This window comes from Novipirellula rosea (genome assembly GCF_039541335.1).
Lineage (GTDB): Bacteria > Planctomycetota > Planctomycetia > Pirellulales > Pirellulaceae > Novipirellula > Novipirellula rosea.
On the sequence record NZ_BAABGA010000006.1, the window covers coordinates 449,883 to 471,592 of the forward strand.

Below are 21,710 nucleotides of genomic sequence, written 5' to 3' on the forward strand. Positions count from 1 at the left end.
AGATGAGTAGCACTCAAGAAATGGATCAGGAGCAGGAGACCGCGGTCGGCTCGATCATCAAGCACGATTTACTGGCGTCTGTCGTGGTGTTCCTGGTCGCGTTGCCATTGTGTATGGGCATTGCGATCGCCTCAGGAGTCCCTGTGGCTGCCGGTCTTATCAGCGGCATCGTCGGCGGGTTGGTTGTTGGCACGCTGGCCGGCTGTCCGTTGCAAGTCAGTGGGCCTGCGGCTGGTTTAACGGTGATTGTCTATGAGGTCGTCCAGCGATTTGGCTTGGAGATGCTGGGCACCATCGTCTTGATCGCGGGGTTGATGCAAGCCGTTGCTGGGGTTCTGAAGTTAGGGCAATGGTTTCGCGCTGTTTCGCCCGCTGTCATCAAAGGAATGTTGGCCGGAATCGGTGTACTGATCTTCGCAAGTCAGTTCCACGTGATGGTGGACGACAAGCCGAAGGGCAGCGGAATCCGAAACCTGGTTACGATTCCGCAAGCGATTTGGAAGGGTTTGGCAATCCCCGAATTCAACGGCCGTGAAGATCGGAAATTCCGGACCGAGATGTTGCGCACCGTTGGCGACCTCCACCAGCGTCAGGTGAACCTGCACGAGCGAGTGGCTGAACGCGTGCCGCATCCTGGGAACAGAGAAAAGCCCGAGTCCTCGGATGCTCTTGTCGAGATCGCGACCGTTGACTTGGTTGACTTGGCGACCGAGCAATCACAGATTACGAAGGAGCTCAGTGCTGTCGGTGTTCGATTAAAGGAGTTTGAAACGGAGTCGGTTCCGAGTAAAAAATTTACGAGGATCAATGAAGCGGCTTCCTTGGCGATTCTTCAAAGTGGTGCCGCGGCAACCGCGTTGCAGCAAAACAACATCGAAGAGATCTTGCCACGACAGGTCCAAGCCGTAGCGTCGCTTGAAGATCTTATGAGCCATCAAAAGAATCACCATCTGGCAGCCTACCTCGGTATCCTGACGATCGCAGTCATCCTGTTATGGCAGGGGGCCGCGCCCAAGCCTCTCAAGGTCGTGCCGGCCCCTTTGATCGCGGTGGTTTTAGCAACCCTAGTTGCCGCCCTGCTCGCGGTACCGGTGCTGTACGTAGAAATCCCCAATAATCTTTGGAGCGATGTGCGGTTTCCGAGCCTCACCGTACTGAGCTCGGCACCCTGGGCGGCCGTAGTTCAGGCCGGACTGATGATCGCGGTGGTTGCCAGTGCAGAAACTTTGTTGTGTGCAACCGCAGTGGATCAGATGCATCAAGGTCCCCGCACTCGATACGACCGCGAGCTCTTTGCACAGGGTGTTGGGAATGTTGTTTGCGGTTTTCTTGGTGCGCTCCCGCTGACTGGAGTGATTGTTCGCAGTTCGGCAAACGTCCAAGCGGGCGGACGCACCCGCGCTTCCGCGATCCTGCACGGACTGTGGCTGCTGATCTTCGTCGCAGGCTTGGCGTTTGTACTGCGTCTGATTCCGACCTCAAGCCTGGCTGCGATTTTGGTTTATACGGGTTACAAGTTGGTCAATCCCAAGTCCATTCGCGACCTCGGCAAGTACGGTCGTGGCGAAGTCGCGATTTACGCCGCCACCGTTAGCACCATCGTCATCACCGATCTGTTGACCGGCGTACTGGTGGGCATCGGACTTGCCGCCGCCAAACTTCTGTATACGTTCTCGCACTTGGCCACACGGCTTGAACAAGAACAAGGCTCCCGCAGGGTGACTCTCTCACTTCAAGGTGCAGCCACCTTCGTTCGTCTTCCCGCTCTGGCGCGAGAATTAGAGAAGGTTCCCGCTCGCGCTGAATTACATATCGATTTTAGTGAGCTTGACTACATCGATCACGCCTGTCTGGACCTGTTGATGAACTGGGCGAAGCAACACGAGTCAACGGGCGGCAAACTCGTCATCGACTGGCAGTCGTTGCATGCACGCTTCAATCCCGACACAGCAAAGAATGGCGCACCTGCATCCGAATCGGTTGTCGGTCCCAATGAATCCGTGGGCGAGTCCACTGTTTCTCAATAGAACGAATAAGGAAGGAAGTCAGTCATGCGTCATTTACTTGTTCCCACCGACTTCAGCGAATCCGCGCACGCGGCGCTGCAATATGCCGTCGGGCTATGCAAAGACCTCGAGGGGAGAATCACACTGCTGCATGTCAGCCATACGGAGAGAGTCACAGAAACACTGATGGGCCTCGATGCAATCGAGAACCTTTCCAGGACGCTCAGTTCGCCGTCGGGTTCAGCAGGTTGCGCACCATCGTTCAATGTTGATGAGTTGAAGTCGGTGGTGCAACAGAAGCTTGACGCGTGCGTCGATGCGACGTCGGATGAGAACGTGAGGATCGAGACCGCATTTGCGGAAGGCAGGCCATCCGTCAAGATTGTCCAGTACGCTCGCGATCACAACATTGACCTGATTGTCATGGGAACGCACGGCCGCGGCCCCGTAGCACAGTTTTTTCTCGGCAGCGTAGCCGAAAACGTTGTTCGATCCGCGGACTGTCCCGTCCTGACCGTTCGCGAAAACTCGCACGCTTGTGACCCCGCGAAACAACGCTGATGACAGGAAGTCGCTTTGGTTGTGCTACACCTGGACGCCGGTCACGGACTGCGGTCGGCTTTGCCCGACGCGCGTTTCACTGACGTCATATTGCGAGTCGGCGTCTATGCAATTTGGTCTGCAGTTCGGCAAATGCGATGCAGGCATTCTCTGGGGCGCGGAGATGCGACGGAGGCATGATGCACGTCCTTGTTACGTCAAAGGATACCGCGTCGACGGGACGGTCTACGCTGCTGGGCATCAGTCGTCGCGGTAGATGAATGTCCTGCGATCGGACATCGTTCCCGTAACGCTAGGAATTCAGGCCTAGATGCCGAGTTTGGTCAACGGCGGGTTGCTGGCAGTGATCTCACCCGAATCCGATACCTTCAAATAATAGGACGACCAAATGTGCACCCGCGTTGATACCGCGAAGTCCCCCGGCTGCTCCAACTTCTCCCAAATGTTCACCCGATAGTTGTCGTTGTGGTGCCGGCACACCTCCACGCGATGCAGATGGGGTGGTCGGCCGACTTTCTCTAGAACCTGCGATTTGATCTTGTCCGTGTGGTCGGATAACGCCACGGGATCATCGTTCTGCAGGGCTGCTTGATCGACTTTTGCCATTATTTCCTCGGCCGCTTGATGGTAATGAGACACTGAACTGTACCGTAATTGGGGCTCGTTCGATACGAGTGCGGCGTGCAGAACACCTCCGCCACCGATAGACACCGCCGGCTGGCTAGCAAAAGGAATCTGGGGAATTTGCTGCCATCCACCTCAATCGAGGCTCTTTTCATCGGTGATTTGCGTGAGACTGGGAGCGATATGCGATTTCGAATCGATCCAGTCGATGTCAGCCAATCCAGCCGCAGCCGTGATTTCGGAAAATTCAGACATTCCCGGCGAGAACGAAATGTCGTGGAATCGAGTACACTGGGGGGCCTGGAAGCACGGCACCGACAACGATTCCGTTGGGTTCCCATGAGAGCCAAAACACAGCCAGCCTCGGATGAACGAAATGATTCCTCTACGCATCACCGCATGCGTCTGCGTTGCGATTTTTCTGATCGTTGCCGCCACCGATCAATCATGCGGTGACGCGCCCGATCAACCGTCCACGCCCAAGAAGAAGTCGGTCGATTTTGCTCGGGACGTTTATCCCATTCTCCAGCGCTCGTGCCTGGAGTGCCATGGCGAGCAGAAGCAAGAGGGCGACCTACGCCTCGACGTCCGTGACCAAGCGTTGCAGTCCGGCACCATCGAAGTTGACAGTCCCGCCGACAGTGAACTGTTACGCAGAATCTTGCTGCCACGCGGTGACGATGAAGTCATGCCGGCGATCGGCGACCCGTTAACTAGGCAACAGATATCGATCATCCGCCGCTGGATTCAACAGGGTGCTCCGTGGCCGGACGATTTTAAAGCGAACAAACACTGGTCGTACATCGCTCCTGTGCGTCCCCAACCTCCTGCGGTATCCGCTAGTCAGTGGGCCAAGTCACCCGTCGACCAATTCGTCTTGCGACGACTCGTCGACGAAGGACTCAGCCCGTCGCCTCGGGCGACACCCCAAACACTCGTTCGCCGAGTCTATCTGGACTTGATCGGTCTGCCGCCGACACCCGAGGAAGTCAACCACTTACTGACGAACCCATCGGAAGATCGTTTTGAAACGCTGGTTAACGAACTGCTTGCCCGCCCTCAGTTCGGCGAACGCTGGGCGCGGCCCTGGCTTGACCTGGCGCATTACGCTGACTCACACGGTTTCCAGAAAGATAATCTCAGAGAGCATTGGGCTTATCGCGACTGGGTGATTCGAGCACTCAACGACGACATGCCGTTTGATCAGTTCACGATCGAGCAGATTGCTGGCGACCTGCTTCCGGATGCAACGGAATCACAAAAGATTGCGACGGGGTTTCATCGTTGCACCCCGACGAACGTCGAGGCCGGATCGCTGCCGGAGGAAACTCGCATCGAACAGGTCATGGATCGTGTGAACACCACGGGCGCGGTTTGGCTGGGCACAACCCTGGAGTGCTGTCAGTGTCATGACCACAAATATGACCCTTTCAGTCAGAAGGAATATTATCAACTACTGGCGTTTTACAATAACACTCAGTTGGAAGCGGATCTTGCCAGCCCGAACAAGCCCAGTTCGATCCAGTTCAACGGTCCCACAATGCCGCTGTCGAATCCGCAGCGGGACGCCCAGCACGCGGATCTGCAGAAACAACTGGCCGAGGCCAATCAACAACTTCGCGACCTCCGCAAGGAGTTGGAATCGGACCTCCAGTCGTGGGTAACGGAGCTGGCAGAACGTTCTGCGAAGGCGCCGAAGACACACGTGTTGGACATCACGAGTTTTCAGTCGGAGGGCGCGACCGATACATTCGAGAAGCTCGAGGATGGATCGATCTTGTTAGTGGGAGGAGATCCTCCTGATACCGATGTCTACACCGTGCGTGTTCGGGGTCAACTGACCGACATCCGTAAATTTCAGCTCGACGCCTTGCAACATCATTCGTTGCCTGGCGAGGGGCCAGGTCGAGGCGATCCAAAACGTAGAAACTTTGTGCTCAATGGATTCGCGGCGGAGCTCAGGCCGCTGGACGCCTCTCCGGCAACCAAGCTTGAGTTTTCGTCCGCGACAGCCAGTTTTTCGCAAACGAGCTGGGATGTTTCGGGGGCCTTACAGAACAAACCCAAAACCGGGTGGGCGATTGCGCCCCAGTTCGACCGATCCCACTGGGCAACGTTCACTCTGGCAAAACCGCTGGACATTGCTAACGACGCCGAACTCGTCTTCACGCTCACTCAGGAATTCGGAAAGGCGCGAACGATCGGACGTTTTCAACTGTCCGCAGTCACTGGCGCCGGCGAAGGAATTTCGATACCGGATGATCTGCTCAAGGTCGCAGCAAAGCCGATTGCAGAATGGTCCAAACGCGATCGCAGCAGAGTACTCGACTACCGAGTCAAGCAAGACACTCGCAGCAGCAAGCTAGCGCGTGACATCACCAAACTTAAGAAGCAGATTCAAGCGGTTGTTCCGGACACCACTCTCGTGATGGTCGAGTTAGAGAAGCCGCGGATGTCGACGGTCTTTGAGCGAGGCGACTACCAAAAACCGGGCGAGGTCGTGCAACCGGGGACCCCGTCAATTCTGCATTCCATGCCCGAGAGTCCGCGGAATCGCCTGGATCTTGCTCGGTGGCTGGTATCGCCGCAGAACCCGTTGGTTGCCAGAGTCACGGTCAATCGGTTGTGGGCCGAGTTGTTCGGTCAGGGAATTGTAACGACGGTCGAAGACTTCGGCGTGAAAGGGGAACCACCGTCCCATCCCGAATTGCTCGACTGGCTAGCGGTCGAATTCGTGGAAAAGGGTTGGTCGACCAAACAACTTCTGAAGACGATCGTTATGTCGGCGACATATCAACAATCGTCCCATCTGTCAGAGGAACTGCTCGAAAAAGATGATCGCAACCAATTGCTGGCACGCGGGCCGCGTTTCCGCATGGACGCAGAAATGATTCGCGACAACGCGTTGGCGATCTCAGGCTTATTAAGTCTGAAACAGTACGGTCCACCGATCCGTCCGTTTCAGCCCGATGGAATCTGGATCAAAACCGGAGGAACCGCTTATCAATACGAAGTCAGTCCCGGCAGCGAACAGTACCGGCGGGGAATCTATGTTGTCCTGAAACGCGGATCTCCCTACCCGAGTTTCGTCAACTTTGATGCCACCGCCCGGCTGGTCTGCACGGTGAAACGATCACGTACAAACACACCACTTCAAGCGCTGACGTTGCTGAACGATCCGGTCTATGTGGAAGCGGCAAAGTCACTGGCAGACCGCGTCTTGACTGAGAAAAAAGGGGAACCGCTGGACTCGCAACTTGATTTCGCGTTCCAGCTTTGCACGGCACGCAAGCCGACCGAGGCGGAACGCCATGTATTGGCAGATCTTTATCGCAGCCAACTCGAAGAACACGCCGACCAATTCCCTAAATCAAGTCGCGGTCAGACTGAGTCGGACGCATGGCGCAGTGTGGCCGCCGTCCTGCTGAACCTGCATGAAACGATCACAAAGAACTGACATACACGGACAGCTATCTTCCGATGGACCCATGGTAAAGAACCGATGACGCATCACAACGAAGTTCACATCGATCGCCGTGATTTCCTGAACACGTGTGGGATCGGGTTCAGCGGGATCGCACTGGCGTCGCTGCTCGGTGACGAGGCGTTCGCAGCGCCCGGTCAAACTCATTTTGCTCCGCGAGCGAAACATGTGATCTATTTGCACATGATCGGTGCACCGTCGCAGCTTGATCTATTCGAGGAAAAGCCGGAATTGATCAAGCGACACAACGAACCCTGCCCACCGGAGGTGACCAAGGATCGCGACTTTGCCTTCATCGGAAAAACTTCGACGCTTGCGGGTTCTCCCTGGAAATTCTCGAAGTACGGCGAGAGCGGACATTCGTTCTCGGAACTGCTTCCCAATCTAGCCGGAGTCGCCGACGAACTCGCTTTTATTCGCTCGGTACACACCGAAGAGATCAATCATGCTCCGGCGCAAATGTTCTTGCATTCGGGATTCGGTCAAGGCGGCCGACCCAGCCTTGGATCGTGGGTGACCTACGGACTTGGGTCCGAGAACAAAGATTTGCCCGGGTATGTTGTGCTGCTTAGCGGGCCCGCGGGCGGAGCGGGAACCAGTTTGTGGTCGACCGGCTTTCTGCCCAGCGTTTATCAGGGGATTCAGTTCCGCTCGCAAGGAGATCCCGTATTGTTTCTAACCAACCCCGAAGGGTACACCCAGAAGCGAAGGCGGCGGGAACTGGATGCACTGGCTCAGCTGAATCAGCAGCAGTCCGCGGCCACGGGGGATCCCGAAATCGAGACACGTATCCAGCAATACGAAATGGCCTATCGAATGCAAGCTTCGGTTCCGGAATTGATGAGCATCGATGGTGAGACGAAAGAGACGCTTGAACTCTACGGCGCGACCCCCGGAAAGGCGTCGTTCGCTAACAATTGTTTGCTGGCCCGGCGGCTGGTCCAGCGAGGTGTTCGACTGATTGAGCTTTATGATTCCGATTGGGATCATCACAACAACCTGGAAACACGGTTGCCGAAAAAGTGTCAGGAGACCGACAAGCCGATCGCCGGACTGATCCAAGACCTAAAGCGGCAAGATCTGTTGAAGGATACGCTGATCGTCTGGGGATCCGAGTTCGGGCGGACGCCTTTGCGACAAGGCGGTAGCGTCAACGACAAAAAGCTGTCTGGTCGCGATCATCACAAAGATGCATACACGATGTGGCTGGCCGGCGGAGGCATCAAGCCGGGCGCAAGCTACGGCCAGACCGACGACCTTGGCATGGACGTCACGGAAAACGGTGCGCACGTGCATGACCTAAATGCCACGATCCTACATCTGCTGGGTCTCGATCACGAGCGATTGACCTACCGCTACCAGGGGCGTGAATTTCGCTTGACCGACGTCCACGGAAACGTCATCCAAGATATCCTTGCCTAAACACGATCAAAGTAGCTTTGCCATGAATCTTTTGACGACCACCCTGCCCCAACACCTTTTTGTGAGCACGACGATGCGTTGCATGTTGCTGTTTGTCCTGTGTCTTGGTCTGAGCGCCTTCGAGCCTACAAATGCGGAGGACAAACAACGTCCCAACGTGTTGTTTATTGCCGTGGATGATCTGAACGCATGGGTCACCCACCTGGGCCGCAACCCGCAAGCCAAGACGCCGAATATCGATCGCTTGGCGAAGATGGGTACGACGTTCAGCCGCGCCTACTGTGCCGTACCTGCTTGTAACCCGGCTCGAGCTGCCTTGATGACCGGCCAACGTCCCTGGACGACAGGCTGCTACATGAACGGAGACCCATGGAAGAAGTACACCACCGAGGGATTTGGGCTGAGCAACCAGTTCAAACAAGCGGGATACTATGTTGCCGGCGCGGGAAAAATCTACCACAGCCAAACCTATCACCCATCGGAATGGTCGGAATACATGGACCCCAAAAGCTATTCGCTGGACGGGCCCCGCGTTAAGAAGTACGAGGGATATCACGAACCGCTGCCGCATGATCTGAAAGACGATGATCTCGGGGACTGGCACGTCGTCAACTGGTGCATCGAACAACTGCAACAGAAGCACGACAAGCCGTTGTTTCTGGCCTGCGGTCTTTACAAGCCGCATCTGCCCTTTGCCGTTCCGCGGAAGTATTACGATTTGTTTCCACGTGATCAAATCCAGCTGCCGCCTCATCGTGAAGACGACCTCAGCGACATTCCGCCAGCAGGCGTCAAGATGGCCAATCCCAACGGTGATCACGCCAAGTTTCTAAAAAGTGGTCGTTGGAAAGACGCCATCCAGTCCTACCTGGCAACCTGTGCCTACACGGACATGAACATCGGCCGTCTATTGGATGGACTTCGTAACAGTCCGCATGCCGACAATACGATCATCGTTCTGTGGGGCGATCACGGTTGGTCATTTGGCGAAAAGAGTCACTGGCGCAAATTTGCCTTGTGGGAAGAACCGACACGAGCTCCGCTGATCTGGGTCGCGCCCGGCGTCACCAAAGCGGGGACCGTATGTGAGCGGCCGATCGACTTCATGACCATCTATCCAACGCTTTGCGAATTGGTCGACATCGAGATCCCCCAGCACGTCGAGGGCCGAAGCGCTGTCTCTTTGTTGCGTGAACCGTCAGCCGCGTGGAATGAGCCGGCGATTACGACGCATGGCTACAAGAATCACGCGGTGCGTACGCAAACACATCGATACATTCGATATGCCGATGGCAGCGAAGAGCTGTACGACCACCGAAATGATCCATACGAATGGACGAACCTCGCCTCGGAACCTGCATCGGCAACCGTGATCCAGGAACTGAGGGCTCACCTGCCGACTCATAATGCCAAACCGCCTCAGCAGAAACGAAACAAGTGATACGGTTAGCTAGACAGCCTCGCATCACCGTTGCCGCTGGGCAGGACAAAATCTGCAGCGGGCTGGCTCACTGCAATCGCAGCCTTGCCGCCTACCGCTTTTTATCGTCTCGGCCGACCAACGCTGGACTTATTCCAGGTGCCAGTCGTGGGCGTCGGCCATGATGCTGGCGTTGATCTGCAGCAGCCGTTGCTTCATTCTCGCTAGCGTTTCGGGAAATTCATCCGCGACGTTGGTCGTCTGCGAGCGGTCCTTTTCGAGATCGAATAGCTGGTAGTCTTTGTAACCGCCCGTTTTAATCATCGGGATCCAGGATTCCTGGAACATATTGTTGCTCGACAATTCGTAGTCTCGATGGGCGACCAAAGACCACTTACCGTCTCGCATGGCGACGATCGGTTGGCTCCGCTGCAGATGCCAGAACAACGGCTGGTGCCGCGTGAACGCATCCGCTTGTCCACGCAGGATCGGTGCCAGGTTGGAGCCGTCGAGATGACGTGTCGCTGGAGGCTCGACGCCGATGAGTGAACAGAGGGTTGGCAACATATCCACAATCCCTGCCGGTTCACCAGAAACCTGGCCGGCTTGAACTTGACCGGGCCAAACGAAGATCCCCGGCACGCGAATACCGCCTTCCCAGTTTGCGCCCTTGCGACCCCGCAAACCTCCGGTCCGATCATCGCGATAGCTTCCGTTGTCCGATGCGTAAACGATAATCGTGTCTTCAGCGGCGTCGACTTCGCGCAGCTTCTTTAAGATGCGTCCAATCGCGCGATCGGTGTTGTCAATCGTGGCACTGTAGATCGCCGCGTTGTCTTTGCGAGTCCCATAAGTGTCAACGATGTCCCCGGGAGCGGCGATCGGTGCATGAGGCTCGTGAAACCAGACGTTCAGAAAAAACGGACGATCCGATCGGCCTTCCTGATCTAGCCAGCGGATCGCTTCGTCCGCAACCAGTTGACAGGAATAGCCTTCCAGCGGGCCGACAGGCTGTCCATTGCGAATGAAGTTATCCGGGTTTCGATGGCTCGGGGACGCGTTATTCCAAGTCGCAAACCAGTGATCAAACCCATGCTCCGCGGGGGTCGGTTTCTGGCGTTCGGGCGTGGGCAGCCCCAAGTGCCACTTGCCCACATGCGCCGTCGCGTAGCCCGCCCCTTTCAGCAATTCCGCAAGCGTGTTTTCGCGCAGCAGCAGATGCGAGTTTTGACTTTCATCGTGAATCCAGCTGTAGACGCCGGCACGAATGTGATGTCGACCTGTTAGCAAAGTCGCTCGAGACGGACTGCAAACGGCACAGCCGGAATAAAAATCCGTGAACCGAGTTCCCGCAGCTGCCAGTCCATCGATATTCGGTGTGCGTACAGGTCCGCCATAACATCCGACATCTTGGTATCCCAGATCATCCGCCAGCAAGATCACGACGTTGGGATGATCCGCGGCATGTACGTGCAGCGCACCCAATTGAACCGCCACCATCGCCAAAAATAGCAAACACTTTCTCATTCTTATTCTCATGCTCATGTTGTCATTCCATCCAGGTTCCTGTCGAACAAAAAGGCACGCCCCATCGAATCTTCCACCACGCTGATCGGACGAGTTTCCGTTTGACAGGGCTCCTACGATACCACATTCCGGACGCCTGGTAGCGTCACACCCGATGTAGTCGTACTGCATTATCAAGCCGTCAAATTTCCAAGGCCGACAAGTAAAAACGGCCGTGGTTGGGTGGCCCCGCTTGCGCTTTTTTGATGTTGCGCGTTTGTATTTAGGGGCAAAGCCCCGGACGTTTACCTAGCCCAGCCCAACGGGCTGGGACCAAAAAAACCAATGAACTGTAGGACCAACGGCCCGGCCATTTACTCGGATCTACTGACGTAGGCTAGGCAAATTGCCGGGCCTTTGGCCCGATGAACGTCTAAAACCGCAATTTCAAAACTTGCGTTCGGACTGCTGTTTGTAGACGCCTGTCGTCGCGAGTGTCTTTGGCCTCCGGTTCGCCGACCAAGAAAGGTAGGGATTGATCCGACAAAACGGCGTTACTCTGGCCAGCGGTCGGCATCTTTGACAAGCTTCCACCGAGTAAGCTTCTCGGGGTGTCTCGGTGAGATCGAAGTTATTTGTCCGACTCCCACGCCAGTAATTGCAGGTCACTGCAAAACGGTGAAGCCGGCAGGTCCGCCTGGTTGTAAAGGTTCGCGTTCTCCGGGGCCCCGCTGCAGGCGTAACGGACCGCTCGCGGATTCCTAACACCGGGGCTCTGAACGATCACGGCGGAACCATCGATCGTTGCCTGGGCGGGATGCCAATTGCCGGATTCATCTGCCAATTCAAAGTGCGCTAATGCGATATCAGGCGTCGGCGTTGCCGCGGCGAGTCCTTCCTTGCGAGCCACCATTAAACCAGAATCCGCGTGCTCGAACTCGACTCGCATCGAATCACCGTCGACGGTGGCCGACTTAAACAGCGGCCCACTGCAAGGAAACTGCTTTCCATATGTCTTCACCAAAGCCCAGTTTGCCAGGCGACTGGCCACATCAAGTTTATTGGCCGGATGAATGTCGCTGTCGCGAAGATCGATCGTCACCGCCATTCCTGTGTGCGGGATGTCCAGGCTCAGACGCTGCTCTTCACGCAAGCGAATCCATCCCGTCAATTCATCTTTGAACGTTGGTAGTTGCACAAAATAAAACGGAAGCTCCGGTTGACCCCAGGTTTCTCGCCAGCCCTCGACGAGCGCTCGCATCTTGAACCGGTAATTGCGAGGATCTTCACCATGACCGGCGTTGGACTCGCCCTGATACCAAATAAATCCACGGATCGCGTAGGGCGCGATCGGCGACACCCGCGCGTTGTAGATTCGACCTGGCATGCCAGCGGTATTGCGAACGATCACGCCTCCTTCGAGCTTAGCCAACGCATCAAGTTGATTCTGCTCGGCGAGCGAAAGGAGTGGTTGCAACGTTTCCTGCTTTTCGAACTGCGATCTTGGAATGAAACCTTCGATCGGTTTGCCACCCCAAGATCCCTCGATGATGCCAATCGGAACACCAAGCTTTTCATGAAGGGTGCGGGCAAAGAGGTACGCGACCGCAGATTGTGTTGCCCGGTTGGCGGGATGATCGAGTTGCCAAGGCGTCACCTTCTGTCTGCGTTTTAAGGGTTGGGGTGAATCGGGTTCATCGATCCGAAGCCAGCGAATGTTGTCGGTCGCAGCGGCTTCGGCGATTTCGCGAATGGCGGGGATCTTCTGAGCACACGCTTGGAGCGTCATCTGCATGTTCGATTGACCACTGGCATACCACACTTCGCCAACGAGCAGGTTGCGAAACTCCTGACGATCCTCTTGCGATTCGACGATCATGGTCGTACCGTTGCCGTCGGCTCGCAGCGGCGAAAGCTCAAGTCGCCAAGTTCCATCTTCCGCTGCCTGGACCGTCTTCGTTTGGCCGGCAAGACGAACGGTGACTTCCGTGTTCGCAGTGGTCGTTCCCCACACCGGCAACTTGACACCCTGCTGTAACACGGCGTTGTCAGTAAAAACGTCAGCGACACGAAGCTGATCGGCCGCAAGCAAGTCAGGTAGTAAAGCAACCAGCAGCAGAACGAGTGGCAAGGGGGATGCACGCATCGGGGTTCTCACGGTTCAAATGGAATGAGCCCAACAAACCATTGGCTTCGGCTCTTCAAGAAAGCCTCTTCGCGATGGTTCGTAGGGTTTGGCTCACGGTCGATTTTGGCAGTGGCCGCCGGATCGGAAGCGACGATGTCGAGCACGCTCAAGCGATCACGCAGCCGCCATGCGACCCTAAAACGGGGATCTGCGGAGTTCGCATGAGAAAAAGAGTATATCCCAAGCAGACGACGTGGTAACAAGCAGCCACTTTCTGAACCGAGAGCGTGAGAGTTCGCAGAGAGAATGGACAGCCATCGGGGACAGAGCATGTTTTGGGGGCAATGTCGCCGACTTTCAGGTTGCGAGCTTCCTCGAGCCGCAAGCCCATCGCGTAGGTGGTCCGAAAAAAAGCAGCAATACGCTCGATTCGGCAGGCGTCGATAATGCAGTGGAGCTGTTCGATGGTGAGTACTTCCGGCGTCGTTTTGTCCCGCTGCAGTTTCATCGTGGCGAGCGTCTGCCAATTTCGCTTGTAGGTTCGCGAGTAGAAGAACTTGACACCTGAGAAGGCTACACGGATCCAGGCGTATTTCACTGCGACTCTTTCGCGAAATACGCCGTCGCTTTTTTTAGTATTTCACGCTCCATCTCGACGCGAGCGAGTTCTTTGCGGAGTCGTTTCACTTCCGCAGTGAGCTGTTCGACAGACGCGTTATCGTCACAAGGCTTTGGCGTTGGTGCAAACTTCCGATGCCAATCACGGAGTGTTGTGGTATCAACATTGACTGCCCTCGAGGCGGCCGCGAAGGTGTACCCTTGATTGACGATCAGATCGACAGCATTTCGCTTGAAATCTTCAGTGAATGATCGTCGTTGTTTGTTCTTTGCTGACATATTGGTCTCCTAAGACGATTTTGAAGGATTCGTCCACAGTCCGCCAGTCATGGGCTAACGCACCAGATCAAACAACCCCGAGAACACCTTGCGACAGTTTCCTACAGACAATCAATAATCTCTGCTAAACCCGCCACAGAAAACAAATGCCGCATCTCTCTCCCCACGAAAAGTTCATCAGTCCCACTTGCAGCGAGATCGCGCTTTGACGGGCAGCGGGTGATTTGGAGTGAAGTGTGTGACCTCGGTAAGGTCAGCAAGTGATCAATCAACGGCCGACGACCAATAGCTTTTGTGGCCACTCTAGTCTATCATTAGCTGACAGACTTCCCGAGAATTGGTGCGCAGCGATGACCCACTACAAGCGAGCGATCGAAATCCAACAGCGTCTGGACGCTATTTTGCAATTGATCGCTGGTGGACAGCATTCGACGCCTCAGATTGCCGATGAAATAGGTGTGTCGACCGCGACTGTTTCACGATGCATCGAGGCATTGAGAAATCAGGGCAACATTATCAAAGCTGAAAAACTTGAAAACCAGTGGCGGTATAAGCTGTTGTCAAACAGCGTGAAACAATCGTCGACGTTCGAAAAGGCAGGGAAGTCATGAATGCCGAATTACTAAAACGGATCATGCGAGCAATCGCAGACGGCTCGCAAGATGACCTAGAACAACTCGCGTTGAAGGTAATCGACCGAGAACGTGAAAGTGGGCATAGTCGCTTAGCTAACCAGCTCGAAGGCATCATGAGCCGTCCTCGTCCGCAAACGGAACCGGTAAGCGGCGGTGTCAACACGCCCCGCAGACTGACACAGCTTCCGGTAAGCCGACGCCACCAGGAACTACTAGCGACGCTCGTGCCTCGTGGAGAGCTGGAGCACCACATGGTGCTTCCGCACGACATCGAGAAACGTTTTTCGCGAATCGAACAGGAGTACGCGGCTCGCGAGCGATTGGGAGCTTATGGTTTGGAAAACCGAAAGACCATTCTGTTGTACGGCCCTCCCGGTTGCGGCAAGTCCCTAGGCGCAAAGCGGCTCGCCTGGAACACAGGACTACCGCTGCTGAAAGTTCGCTTTGACGCATTGCTTTCATCGTACTTTGGGGAATCAGCCAGTAACCTTCGAGCAGTTTTTAATTCCGCCAAGGAGCGGCCTTGCGTGTTGCTACTGGATGAATGTGACTTCATCGCAAAATCTCGAGCTGATACACGGGACATTGGCGAAGCGTCGCGAATCGTCAATTCACTATTGCAACTGATGGAAGAATACGACGCTCCTGGATTATTGGTCGCAACAACGAATCTGGAAGATTCTTTGGACGAGGCCTTGTTTAGGCGGTTCGACGATGTCTTTCAAATTCCGCTTCCTGGTCAGAACGAAATTGATGAGTTGCTTCGCTCGACACTTTCGGCGGTCAAGTGTGATGCTAAACTGTCATGGCAAAAGGCGGCTACGAACCTTGACGGCTCTTCCGCCGCAATGGTCGTCAAGTCAGCTAGAGATGCTGCGAAAGCGGCAGTCTTGAGCGGAGTCAAAATCGTCGACACACATATTTTGCTCGCTGCCATTGACGAGAATAAGAGAGCTGCCCAACAGCGATAGCAGGTTCAAGGATGCCACCATCGGAAAGACCATTTGACAATCTCCCGTTGGTGCTGACCGGTTCTGGAGATTCACGCCCTCGAATACCACGAGCCATTGAACCTGACCCGATTACTGCTGCGAATCGGGCCAACCGAGTTGGCCATGCCAGTCGCCTTCGTGCGTCAACTGTCGCGATTGCAAAACGCTGGCAACAAAGTCAGCAACAACGAGCAGTCCTAGGACTTCCAGAGCCGGAAGAGGGAATTCCACTTCTGCTTCGTATCGACACGTTATTCGATGTCGATACGCTACGACGACAGTTCAGTTTCGAGATCATCTCAGAGCAAGACGATGGGTTTGTAATTGTCGTCTCAAAGGATCTGGACCTTCGTCTTGTTCAGAAAAAACTTGATGAGTTCGAGTTGGCAACCGGCTCGGGGTCGATTGCTCAAATTCACGAACTCGTCAATGACGAAAGCCATGAAGAGCGACTGAAGCGAATACTCACCGAACAACTTCTTAGCGAATGGTCCTCGATCCAAGATGATCAAGAACTGATCGTCGATATCAGCATCGCCTGTGTCGGTGAATGGCAGATTCGTAAGCGTCCCAAACGCGATCGGAGATGGAAGCCAGAAACTTGGGCAAGGAAAGAGAGCGACTGGAACAATGAGAGGATGGACGCGTATGAAAAATGGGAAGCACTGAAAGACTCTCGTTTGGATGACGTCGAGTCTATGCTCTCGCCATACAACGTCGAAATTCTCAAAAATTGGGACAACGCAGATTTCAAAGCTGTTGAATTGCCTGATAGTTTTACGCTGCGAATCCGAATCAATGGGCGCGGACTCCGAGACTTCGTGCTGAACTACGCATGGGTGTGGGAAGTTGCTGAGCCAGATGACATTGAGACACCCCAACAGACGGCTCGCGATCTGCAGTCGTTAGCTGCCGCGTTGACCGTCAATCCGCCACCCGATAACGCACCCATCGTGTGTGTTATCGATAGTGGGATCCAAGAATCGCATCTTTACCTTGAACCAGCGATCCGGAAGGGCGACTCTCATTGTTTTATCGACGGGGTGAGCGCGACCGATGTTGCCGACTACGTGAAACCGAGTGGACACGGCACGCGAGTCGCCGGGGCAGTACTCTACGGAGAAACCGTGCCACGATCCGGCGTGATTGATTTGACATACTGGATTCAAAATGCCCGCGTGCTCAACAAACACTGTCGAATGCCAATCAGCATGTTGCCGGCGGCGGTAATTCGTGATGTAGTGACTCGCTTTAATCGAGGAAAGACCCCCACGAGGATTTTCAATCACTCAATCAATTCGGTCCTGGCGTGTCGTACCCGACACATGTCCGCCTGGGCAACCGAGATTGACCAGCTTTGCCACGATCGCGACATTCTTGTCGTGCAGAGTGTTGGAAACATCCGTTATTCGCACCCCAGCCCGAACATCGGTATTGAAGAACACCTTGCCGCTGGACGGACCTATCCCGAATATCTTTCGCAACCCATCGCAAGAATCGCTAATCCCGCGCAGAGCCTCCAAGCATTGTCGGTTGGCTCGGTGGCCTACGAATCGGTCGTTGCCGGCGGATGGCAAAGTCTTGCGTCGCAGGCCAGTGAGCCATCCGCCTTCAGCCGAAGCGGACACGGAATTTGGGGAACGATCAAGCCCGAAGTCGTGGAATACGGTGGCGATTATCTGGTCGACGGTTCAACACCGCCAAGAGTCAATTTTCCCACGGTGGGTGCATCGGCTTATCCCGTTCTACTCAGTTCAACGATGCACGGACAGCCGGCCGTCGGTCAAGATGAAGTCGGAACCTCTTTTACTGCACCGAAGGTGGCCCGTATTGCAGCCGAGTTAGCTAAGTTGATGCCTAACGCGTCTTGCTTGCTTTATCGAGCGTTGATTGTTCAGTCTGCGAAGTGGCCCGCTTGGGCTGATCCCCTACCAAAGTCAGGACAGGTCAACGTCATCCGACGTCTCGGATATGGAATACCGAACCTTTCGCGAGCAACCCAGAATTCGCAGAGCCGTGCGACTTTGACAACGTTGGCAGACCAATTCATTGGAGCAAAACAGTGCCACGTCTATCAGATTCCAATTCCGCCGGAACTGCGACGACCAGGAACCGACTACGACATCCGGATTGACGTCACGCTTTCCTATTCGGCGACGCCTCGGCGAACGCGGCGGTCCTCGCGAGGATACCTTGCGGTCTGGATGGATTGGATTTCCAGCAAAACCGGCGAGTCGGCAGATGCGTTCTTGCATCGGGCGCTCGACACCGAAGACGACTCGGATCGTGATTGTAGTCGGGAGTTGCCCTGGGTTGTGCATCCTATGACGCAACATGGTTTGACAGGCGTCAAACGTGATGCGGGAACCCTGCAAAAAGATTGGGCTACCGTCAAGTCAAACGCATTACCAGAAAACCTAAGTATTGCAGTTCGCGGCCATCAGGGGTGGAGTCGTGACCCAGACGAAACTGCGACCTATGCTATTGCCGTTACGTTCGAGATCGTCGGCCAAGAGATCGCGATCTACGAACCACTTCGCACCGCTGTCCTCGATCTGCAGTCCGTTGTGGAAGCTGAGGCAGAAGCGGAAGTCTAACCCGGATCTATTAGCAAGTCAGGACTTTCCGCCGCTATTGACGTGATGAAGAAGGCACTTCGGGCATCAAATCCAGATTCCAAGATTCTCGATCGATTTAGCTGATTATTTAAATCATTGAATCGGCCATCCGCGACAGATCGGTTCTGCCTTCTAGTCGAGTTGGGTTGGGGTGGAAACACCGCTGACGAAATCCTGCCTGGAGTCGCTCACAAAACAAGGTCATGCATGCGATCCGAAACTACTAGGATCCTATCGCAATAGCATTGGTCATCGGGCCATCCGGGACGGCGCCCACCGGGGACAGAGCATCTTTTGGGGGCATGCAAGACTAGCGTGAGCAGGCTGGTTGGACGCTCGGAATGACTTCGAGGTCGCCATGACTGAAGTCATCAGCGACTACGAGTTGCCTTGCTGGATGTCGAGCGAAAATCGGCCGGTGCTGTGCGCCTGTACCCATCGACGACTCTTTGTCGTGGGACGGTCAATGGCGACGGGGCAGCTTGCACGGCGGTGCGGGCGGGATCGTCGTCGATCGGGCGTTTTACACCCGTAATTGCCCGCCGATTGCCACGACGCTGTGAGCCGAAAGAAAGCCGCTCGCGCAGGTGAGACGTCCCTTGGATCAGCGAAAATGCCGCAAAAGCACGAGAAAAACCGGAGGGACGCTAGCATGCAAACGCCCGCTTTGTCCGATCGCGAAAAAGAATGTTTCGTGAGGCCATGGGGGCGGCAATCAGGGCCAATCCTTTACTATCTACAGGCGAAAACATTGGAGTTAATGAGGCGTATGGACGAATCGCGGCAAGCTGATTTGTTGGCGAGCGTGTGGGTCTGCCCTCTGTGCCAACATACGTGAGACAGCTAGCGAGTTGTTTTAATAGTTGAGGACACGTAGATATCCCATGACCGACATGGCCAGAAAAGAATTGCAAAAAGATCCTGAAGTCGTCGGAAAAGCCGTTCGCCGACGCTTTACCGCCGTGTACAAACGTCAGATAGCCCTCTAAGCCGAACAGTGCAACCAGCCCAGGCAAATCGGAGCTCTGCTTCGATGGGAGACTAACGGTCGGGCAAAGAAGCTGGTTCCTTCGGCATATTGCGAATCATTGCAGATTCTAAATAGACTGCTTTTCGCAGCCGATTGATGGAGCCGAGAGGTTGATGCTCTTTTAGACAATGCCAAGGCGTGAACACAAGCGACTCACACACCGCTTCATCTAGCGGTTCAGAGGAGCTGATTACTAAGTCTGCCAATGCGGTCCAGGGATATTCTTCTGGATTGTCCTGCCATTCAAGACTTGCATTTTCGATTTGTGTGATGATGTCAGTGATTTGTGCTTTCGAGCGAATTTGAGCTTCGAAAACGAAGCGGACTGGTTCACCTGAGCTTAGCCGGTTGGCGAGTCCCTCACGAAGGTAGTTAGACTCTTCGATCAGTGGCTGTTTGCCCTCCGCGTTTTCGTCGATTGGCACGACACGAAAACGCATTACCTGATCAGTGCCGAACAAAAAGGGAGCCGCGCCAAAGTATGAATTCTCTAAAGGAGTGGTCGGCGGAGTTTGAAATGGGGCAGGTGTGCCAGTGGATCGTATTTGGGCTGCGATTCTTCCGGTCTCTGCGGCTCTGGTCTTTTGCTCTGCTGTAGTTCCTGGCATTTGACGCCTTCTGAAGAATTCAGTACCCCCCTTATCATCCCCGTGTTCAGCGATCAATCGGCTAGCCAGTGCATAGTCCTCTACATTGGCGAAAACAAAAACTGGCGAATTGATCATAACGAAATCCTGTGTCAAAGCGCCGTGCTGCGGAAGTAAGGACTCCCCAGATATACCTAGCACCTTAATTGCCATCCCACGACTTCCGTGCATACGGACGCCAGGAGCGAGCTCCGGCGAATCGTCGCGGTCGCGCGAATCCGCGTTGGAGAAGCGAACAATCGCATCGTAGCTTCTCACGCTGCTAAATAATCCGACTTGGTATTTTGCGTCAATATCTTCACGGATTGTGAATTTTCCGGCGACGCATCCGTGACTCTTTGCATGTTGGTTTCGCCGTACCGTTTCGCCGCCCTTATAGCGAGTAGCCATCTGGACGCCGGTTGCCTTAACAATCGCTTGGATCATTTCCTGTTCGCTTGGGGCAATCTTCTCGAAGTCAGTTGCTTCGACACGAGCCTCTGTTAAATGAGCGAGTCCAACTAGAGGCTCATCTGATGAGGCCCAGGTGCTCCCTACAAAAATGCTGACGACTAGTATTCGCACAAACATTTGCAGTTCCATTCAAAAAAGCCAGAGAGTAAAGAAGGTACGAACAATCTTTCGGTGAAACAGAAATGCTTGGTTCGGCGGAACTCCCCGTGCCGTCAACTGGGCAATTTGAATCGTGTTGATGCAGAAGTCTTTTCCCCTAATTTATTGAGATAAAAGTTCGCCTCACCAAGTCCAGGGTGTTTGCAAAAATCCTTTGGGGAGGCGAATTGATTTCGGCGAAGGCGTCATATGAGAGGTGGTTATCAAAAAAAGTATACGTGAGTCGCGTCGATAAATTTAAGTAAGAGTGCTCGACGCAGCTACGGACACGTATAGGAACCTGTTAGGAAGCCAACGGCAACGAAATTCAAACCAGGATGTTTTTGCCATCCTCAGTTGTTTCGAATGCGTTTGGCTATCGGACCTCAGTGTCGTCAATCTATTTATCGAACGCCAAAATGCTTCTGCGGGAAACCAAGGGGACGCCAACCGTTCTCGTTGTCTCCCCCATTGGGATTCTCCAAGGGTTGCAGCGACCTTGGGGCGGAGGCATCACCAGGGTCAGGCCTTGGGGGCAGCCATCGGCGGAGCCAACGGGAGCCACAGCCACCGGGGACAGAGCATCTTTTCAGCCACCGGGGACAGAGCATCTTTTGGGGGCATGCGAGACTAGCGTGAGCGGCCGATGGGACGCTCGGAATGGCTTCGAGGTTTCCGCAACCGAAGTCATTGCCGACTGCGAGTCGCCTTGGCGGATGTCGAGCAAAAATAGGCACAATTTTGTGCGTCTGCGCCCATCGACGACACTTTATCATCGGACGGTCAATGGCGACGTGGCAGCTTGCACGGCGGTGCGGGCGGGATCGTCGTCGATCGGGCGTCTTGCACCCGGACTCATCCGCCAATTGCCGCAACGCTGCGAGCCGAAAGAAAGCCGCTCGCGCAGGTGAGACGTCCCTTGCATCGGCGAAAATGCCGCAAAAGCACGAAAAAACCCGCTTCCGACGCGGTGGATCGCGTCGAAAACGGGTTTGAGTACACCCGGAGGGATTCGAACCCCCAACCCTCGGTTCCGAAGACCGATGCTCTATCCAGTTGAGCTACGGATGCGTGATTCTTAGAGTTTAGCTTCCCTTGCCGCTTTGTCCAAGTGTCCTCTAGCAGGTTTTTTGGGTTACCTATCTTACC

Annotated in this window: 15 protein-coding genes and 1 tRNA gene; 8 read left to right on the forward strand and 8 right to left on the reverse strand. The window is 54.9% G+C overall.

From position 1 onward, the window contains the following. The first annotated feature begins 2 nt into the window (after window positions 1–2). Both ABD971_RS02265 and ABD971_RS02270 read left to right on the forward strand, forming a co-directional pair. The gene (locus ABD971_RS02265; protein WP_345318984.1) at window positions 3–2,027 is read left to right on the forward strand and encodes a SulP family inorganic anion transporter; all 2,025 of its coding nucleotides are present in this window, start codon (window positions 3–5) and stop codon (window positions 2,025–2,027) included. Window positions 2,028–2,051: 24 nt separating this feature from the next. Further along, the gene (locus tag ABD971_RS02270; protein ID WP_345318986.1) at window positions 2,052–2,567 is read left to right on the forward strand and encodes a universal stress protein; all 516 of its coding nucleotides are present in this window, start codon (window positions 2,052–2,054) and stop codon (window positions 2,565–2,567) included. A 306-nt stretch (window positions 2,568–2,873) separates the two neighbouring features. Here ABD971_RS02270 and ABD971_RS02275 read toward each other — a convergent pair whose 3' ends face one another. Continuing rightward, a complete protein-coding gene (locus ABD971_RS02275) occupies window positions 2,874–3,206 on the reverse strand; it encodes a hypothetical protein (RefSeq protein ID WP_345318988.1) in 333 nt (110 codons plus the stop codon). A gap of 361 nt (window positions 3,207–3,567) precedes the next feature. Between ABD971_RS02275 and ABD971_RS02280 the strand changes: the two genes are divergently transcribed. Genes ABD971_RS02280 through ABD971_RS02290 form a run of 3 tightly spaced genes read left to right on the forward strand, consistent with a single transcriptional unit; the run spans window position 3,568 to window position 9,538 of the window. After that, window positions 3,568–6,648 carry a DUF1553 domain-containing protein gene (locus ABD971_RS02280; protein WP_345318990.1) on the forward strand — a complete coding sequence of 1,027 codons (3,081 nt, stop codon included), beginning with the start codon at window positions 3,568–3,570 and terminating at the stop codon, window positions 6,646–6,648. 45 nt (window positions 6,649–6,693) lie between these two features. After that, complete coding sequence (locus ABD971_RS02285) at window positions 6,694–8,097, forward strand: DUF1501 domain-containing protein (RefSeq protein WP_345318992.1); 1,404 nt, start codon at window positions 6,694–6,696, stop codon at window positions 8,095–8,097. 22 nt (window positions 8,098–8,119) lie between these two features. After that, window positions 8,120–9,538: a sulfatase gene (locus ABD971_RS02290; RefSeq protein ID WP_345318994.1), complete on the forward strand. Its 1,419-nt coding sequence runs from the start codon at window positions 8,120–8,122 to the stop codon at window positions 9,536–9,538. A gap of 129 nt (window positions 9,539–9,667) precedes the next feature. Here ABD971_RS02290 and ABD971_RS02295 read toward each other — a convergent pair whose 3' ends face one another. The 4 genes from ABD971_RS02295 to ABD971_RS02310 form a co-directional block, all read right to left on the reverse strand. Further along, window positions 9,668–11,062, reverse strand: coding sequence for a sulfatase family protein (locus ABD971_RS02295; protein ID WP_345318996.1), 1,395 nt, complete (start codon window positions 11,060–11,062; stop codon window positions 9,668–9,670). Window positions 11,063–11,654: 592 nt separating this feature from the next. Beyond that, on the reverse strand, window positions 11,655–13,169 hold the full coding sequence (locus ABD971_RS02300; protein ID WP_345318998.1) for a sialate O-acetylesterase: 1,515 nt from the start codon (window positions 13,167–13,169) through the stop codon (window positions 11,655–11,657). 148 nt (window positions 13,170–13,317) lie between these two features. After that, a complete protein-coding gene (locus ABD971_RS02305) occupies window positions 13,318–13,749 on the reverse strand; it encodes a hypothetical protein (RefSeq protein WP_345319000.1) in 432 nt (143 codons plus the stop codon). Next, entirely contained in the window at window positions 13,746–14,048 is a 303-nt protein-coding gene (locus ABD971_RS02310; protein ID WP_345319002.1) for a transposase, read from the reverse strand. Before ABD971_RS02310 ends, ABD971_RS02305 begins: the two co-directional genes overlap by 4 nt. 350 nt (window positions 14,049–14,398) lie before the next feature. On the opposite strand from ABD971_RS02310, the gene ABD971_RS02315 reads away from it, so the two are divergent. Continuing rightward, entirely contained in the window at window positions 14,399–14,659 is a 261-nt protein-coding gene (locus tag ABD971_RS02315; RefSeq protein WP_345319004.1) for an HTH domain-containing protein, read from the forward strand. Beyond that, entirely contained in the window at window positions 14,656–15,654 is a 999-nt protein-coding gene (locus tag ABD971_RS02320; protein WP_345319006.1) for an AAA family ATPase, read from the forward strand. The genes ABD971_RS02315 and ABD971_RS02320 overlap by 4 nt, the downstream gene beginning before the upstream one ends. 111 nt (window positions 15,655–15,765) lie before the next feature. On the opposite strand, the gene ABD971_RS02325 is transcribed toward ABD971_RS02320, so the two are convergent. Continuing rightward, the gene (locus tag ABD971_RS02325; RefSeq protein WP_345319008.1) at window positions 15,766–15,906 is read right to left on the reverse strand and encodes a hypothetical protein; all 141 of its coding nucleotides are present in this window, start codon (window positions 15,904–15,906) and stop codon (window positions 15,766–15,768) included. A 152-nt stretch (window positions 15,907–16,058) separates the two neighbouring features. On the opposite strand from ABD971_RS02325, the gene ABD971_RS02330 reads away from it, so the two are divergent. After that, entirely contained in the window at window positions 16,059–18,272 is a 2,214-nt protein-coding gene (locus tag ABD971_RS02330; RefSeq protein WP_345319010.1) for a S8 family peptidase, read from the forward strand. A gap of 1,062 nt (window positions 18,273–19,334) precedes the next feature. On the opposite strand, the gene ABD971_RS02335 is transcribed toward ABD971_RS02330, so the two are convergent. After that, a complete protein-coding gene (locus tag ABD971_RS02335) occupies window positions 19,335–20,552 on the reverse strand; it encodes a catalase family protein (protein ID WP_345319012.1) in 1,218 nt (405 codons plus the stop codon). Window positions 20,553–21,558: 1,006 nt separating this feature from the next. Next, a tRNA-Arg gene (locus tag ABD971_RS02340) sits at window positions 21,559–21,632 on the reverse strand. Window positions 21,633–21,710 lie beyond the last annotated feature (78 nt).

Coding starts and splice junctions, on each gene's coding strand:
- ABD971_RS02265 (WP_345318984.1), top strand. CDS start 3: ATGAGTAGCACTCAAGAAATGGATCAGGAGCAGGAGACCGCGGTCGGC.
- ABD971_RS02270 (WP_345318986.1), top strand. CDS start 2,052: ATGCGTCATTTACTTGTTCCCACCGACTTCAGCGAATCCGCGCACGCG.
- ABD971_RS02280 (WP_345318990.1), top strand. CDS start 3,568: ATGATTCCTCTACGCATCACCGCATGCGTCTGCGTTGCGATTTTTCTG.
- ABD971_RS02285 (WP_345318992.1), top strand. CDS start 6,694: ATGACGCATCACAACGAAGTTCACATCGATCGCCGTGATTTCCTGAAC.
- ABD971_RS02290 (WP_345318994.1), top strand. CDS start 8,120: ATGAATCTTTTGACGACCACCCTGCCCCAACACCTTTTTGTGAGCACG.
- ABD971_RS02295 (WP_345318996.1), bottom strand. CDS start 11,062: ATGAGCATGAGAATAAGAATGAGAAAGTGTTTGCTATTTTTGGCGATG.
- ABD971_RS02300 (WP_345318998.1), bottom strand. CDS start 13,169: ATGCGTGCATCCCCCTTGCCACTCGTTCTGCTGCTGGTTGCTTTACTA.
- ABD971_RS02310 (WP_345319002.1), bottom strand. CDS start 14,048: ATGTCAGCAAAGAACAAACAACGACGATCATTCACTGAAGATTTCAAG.
- ABD971_RS02315 (WP_345319004.1), top strand. CDS start 14,399: ATGACCCACTACAAGCGAGCGATCGAAATCCAACAGCGTCTGGACGCT.
- ABD971_RS02320 (WP_345319006.1), top strand. CDS start 14,656: ATGAATGCCGAATTACTAAAACGGATCATGCGAGCAATCGCAGACGGC.
- ABD971_RS02335 (WP_345319012.1), bottom strand. CDS start 20,552: ATGGAACTGCAAATGTTTGTGCGAATACTAGTCGTCAGCATTTTTGTA.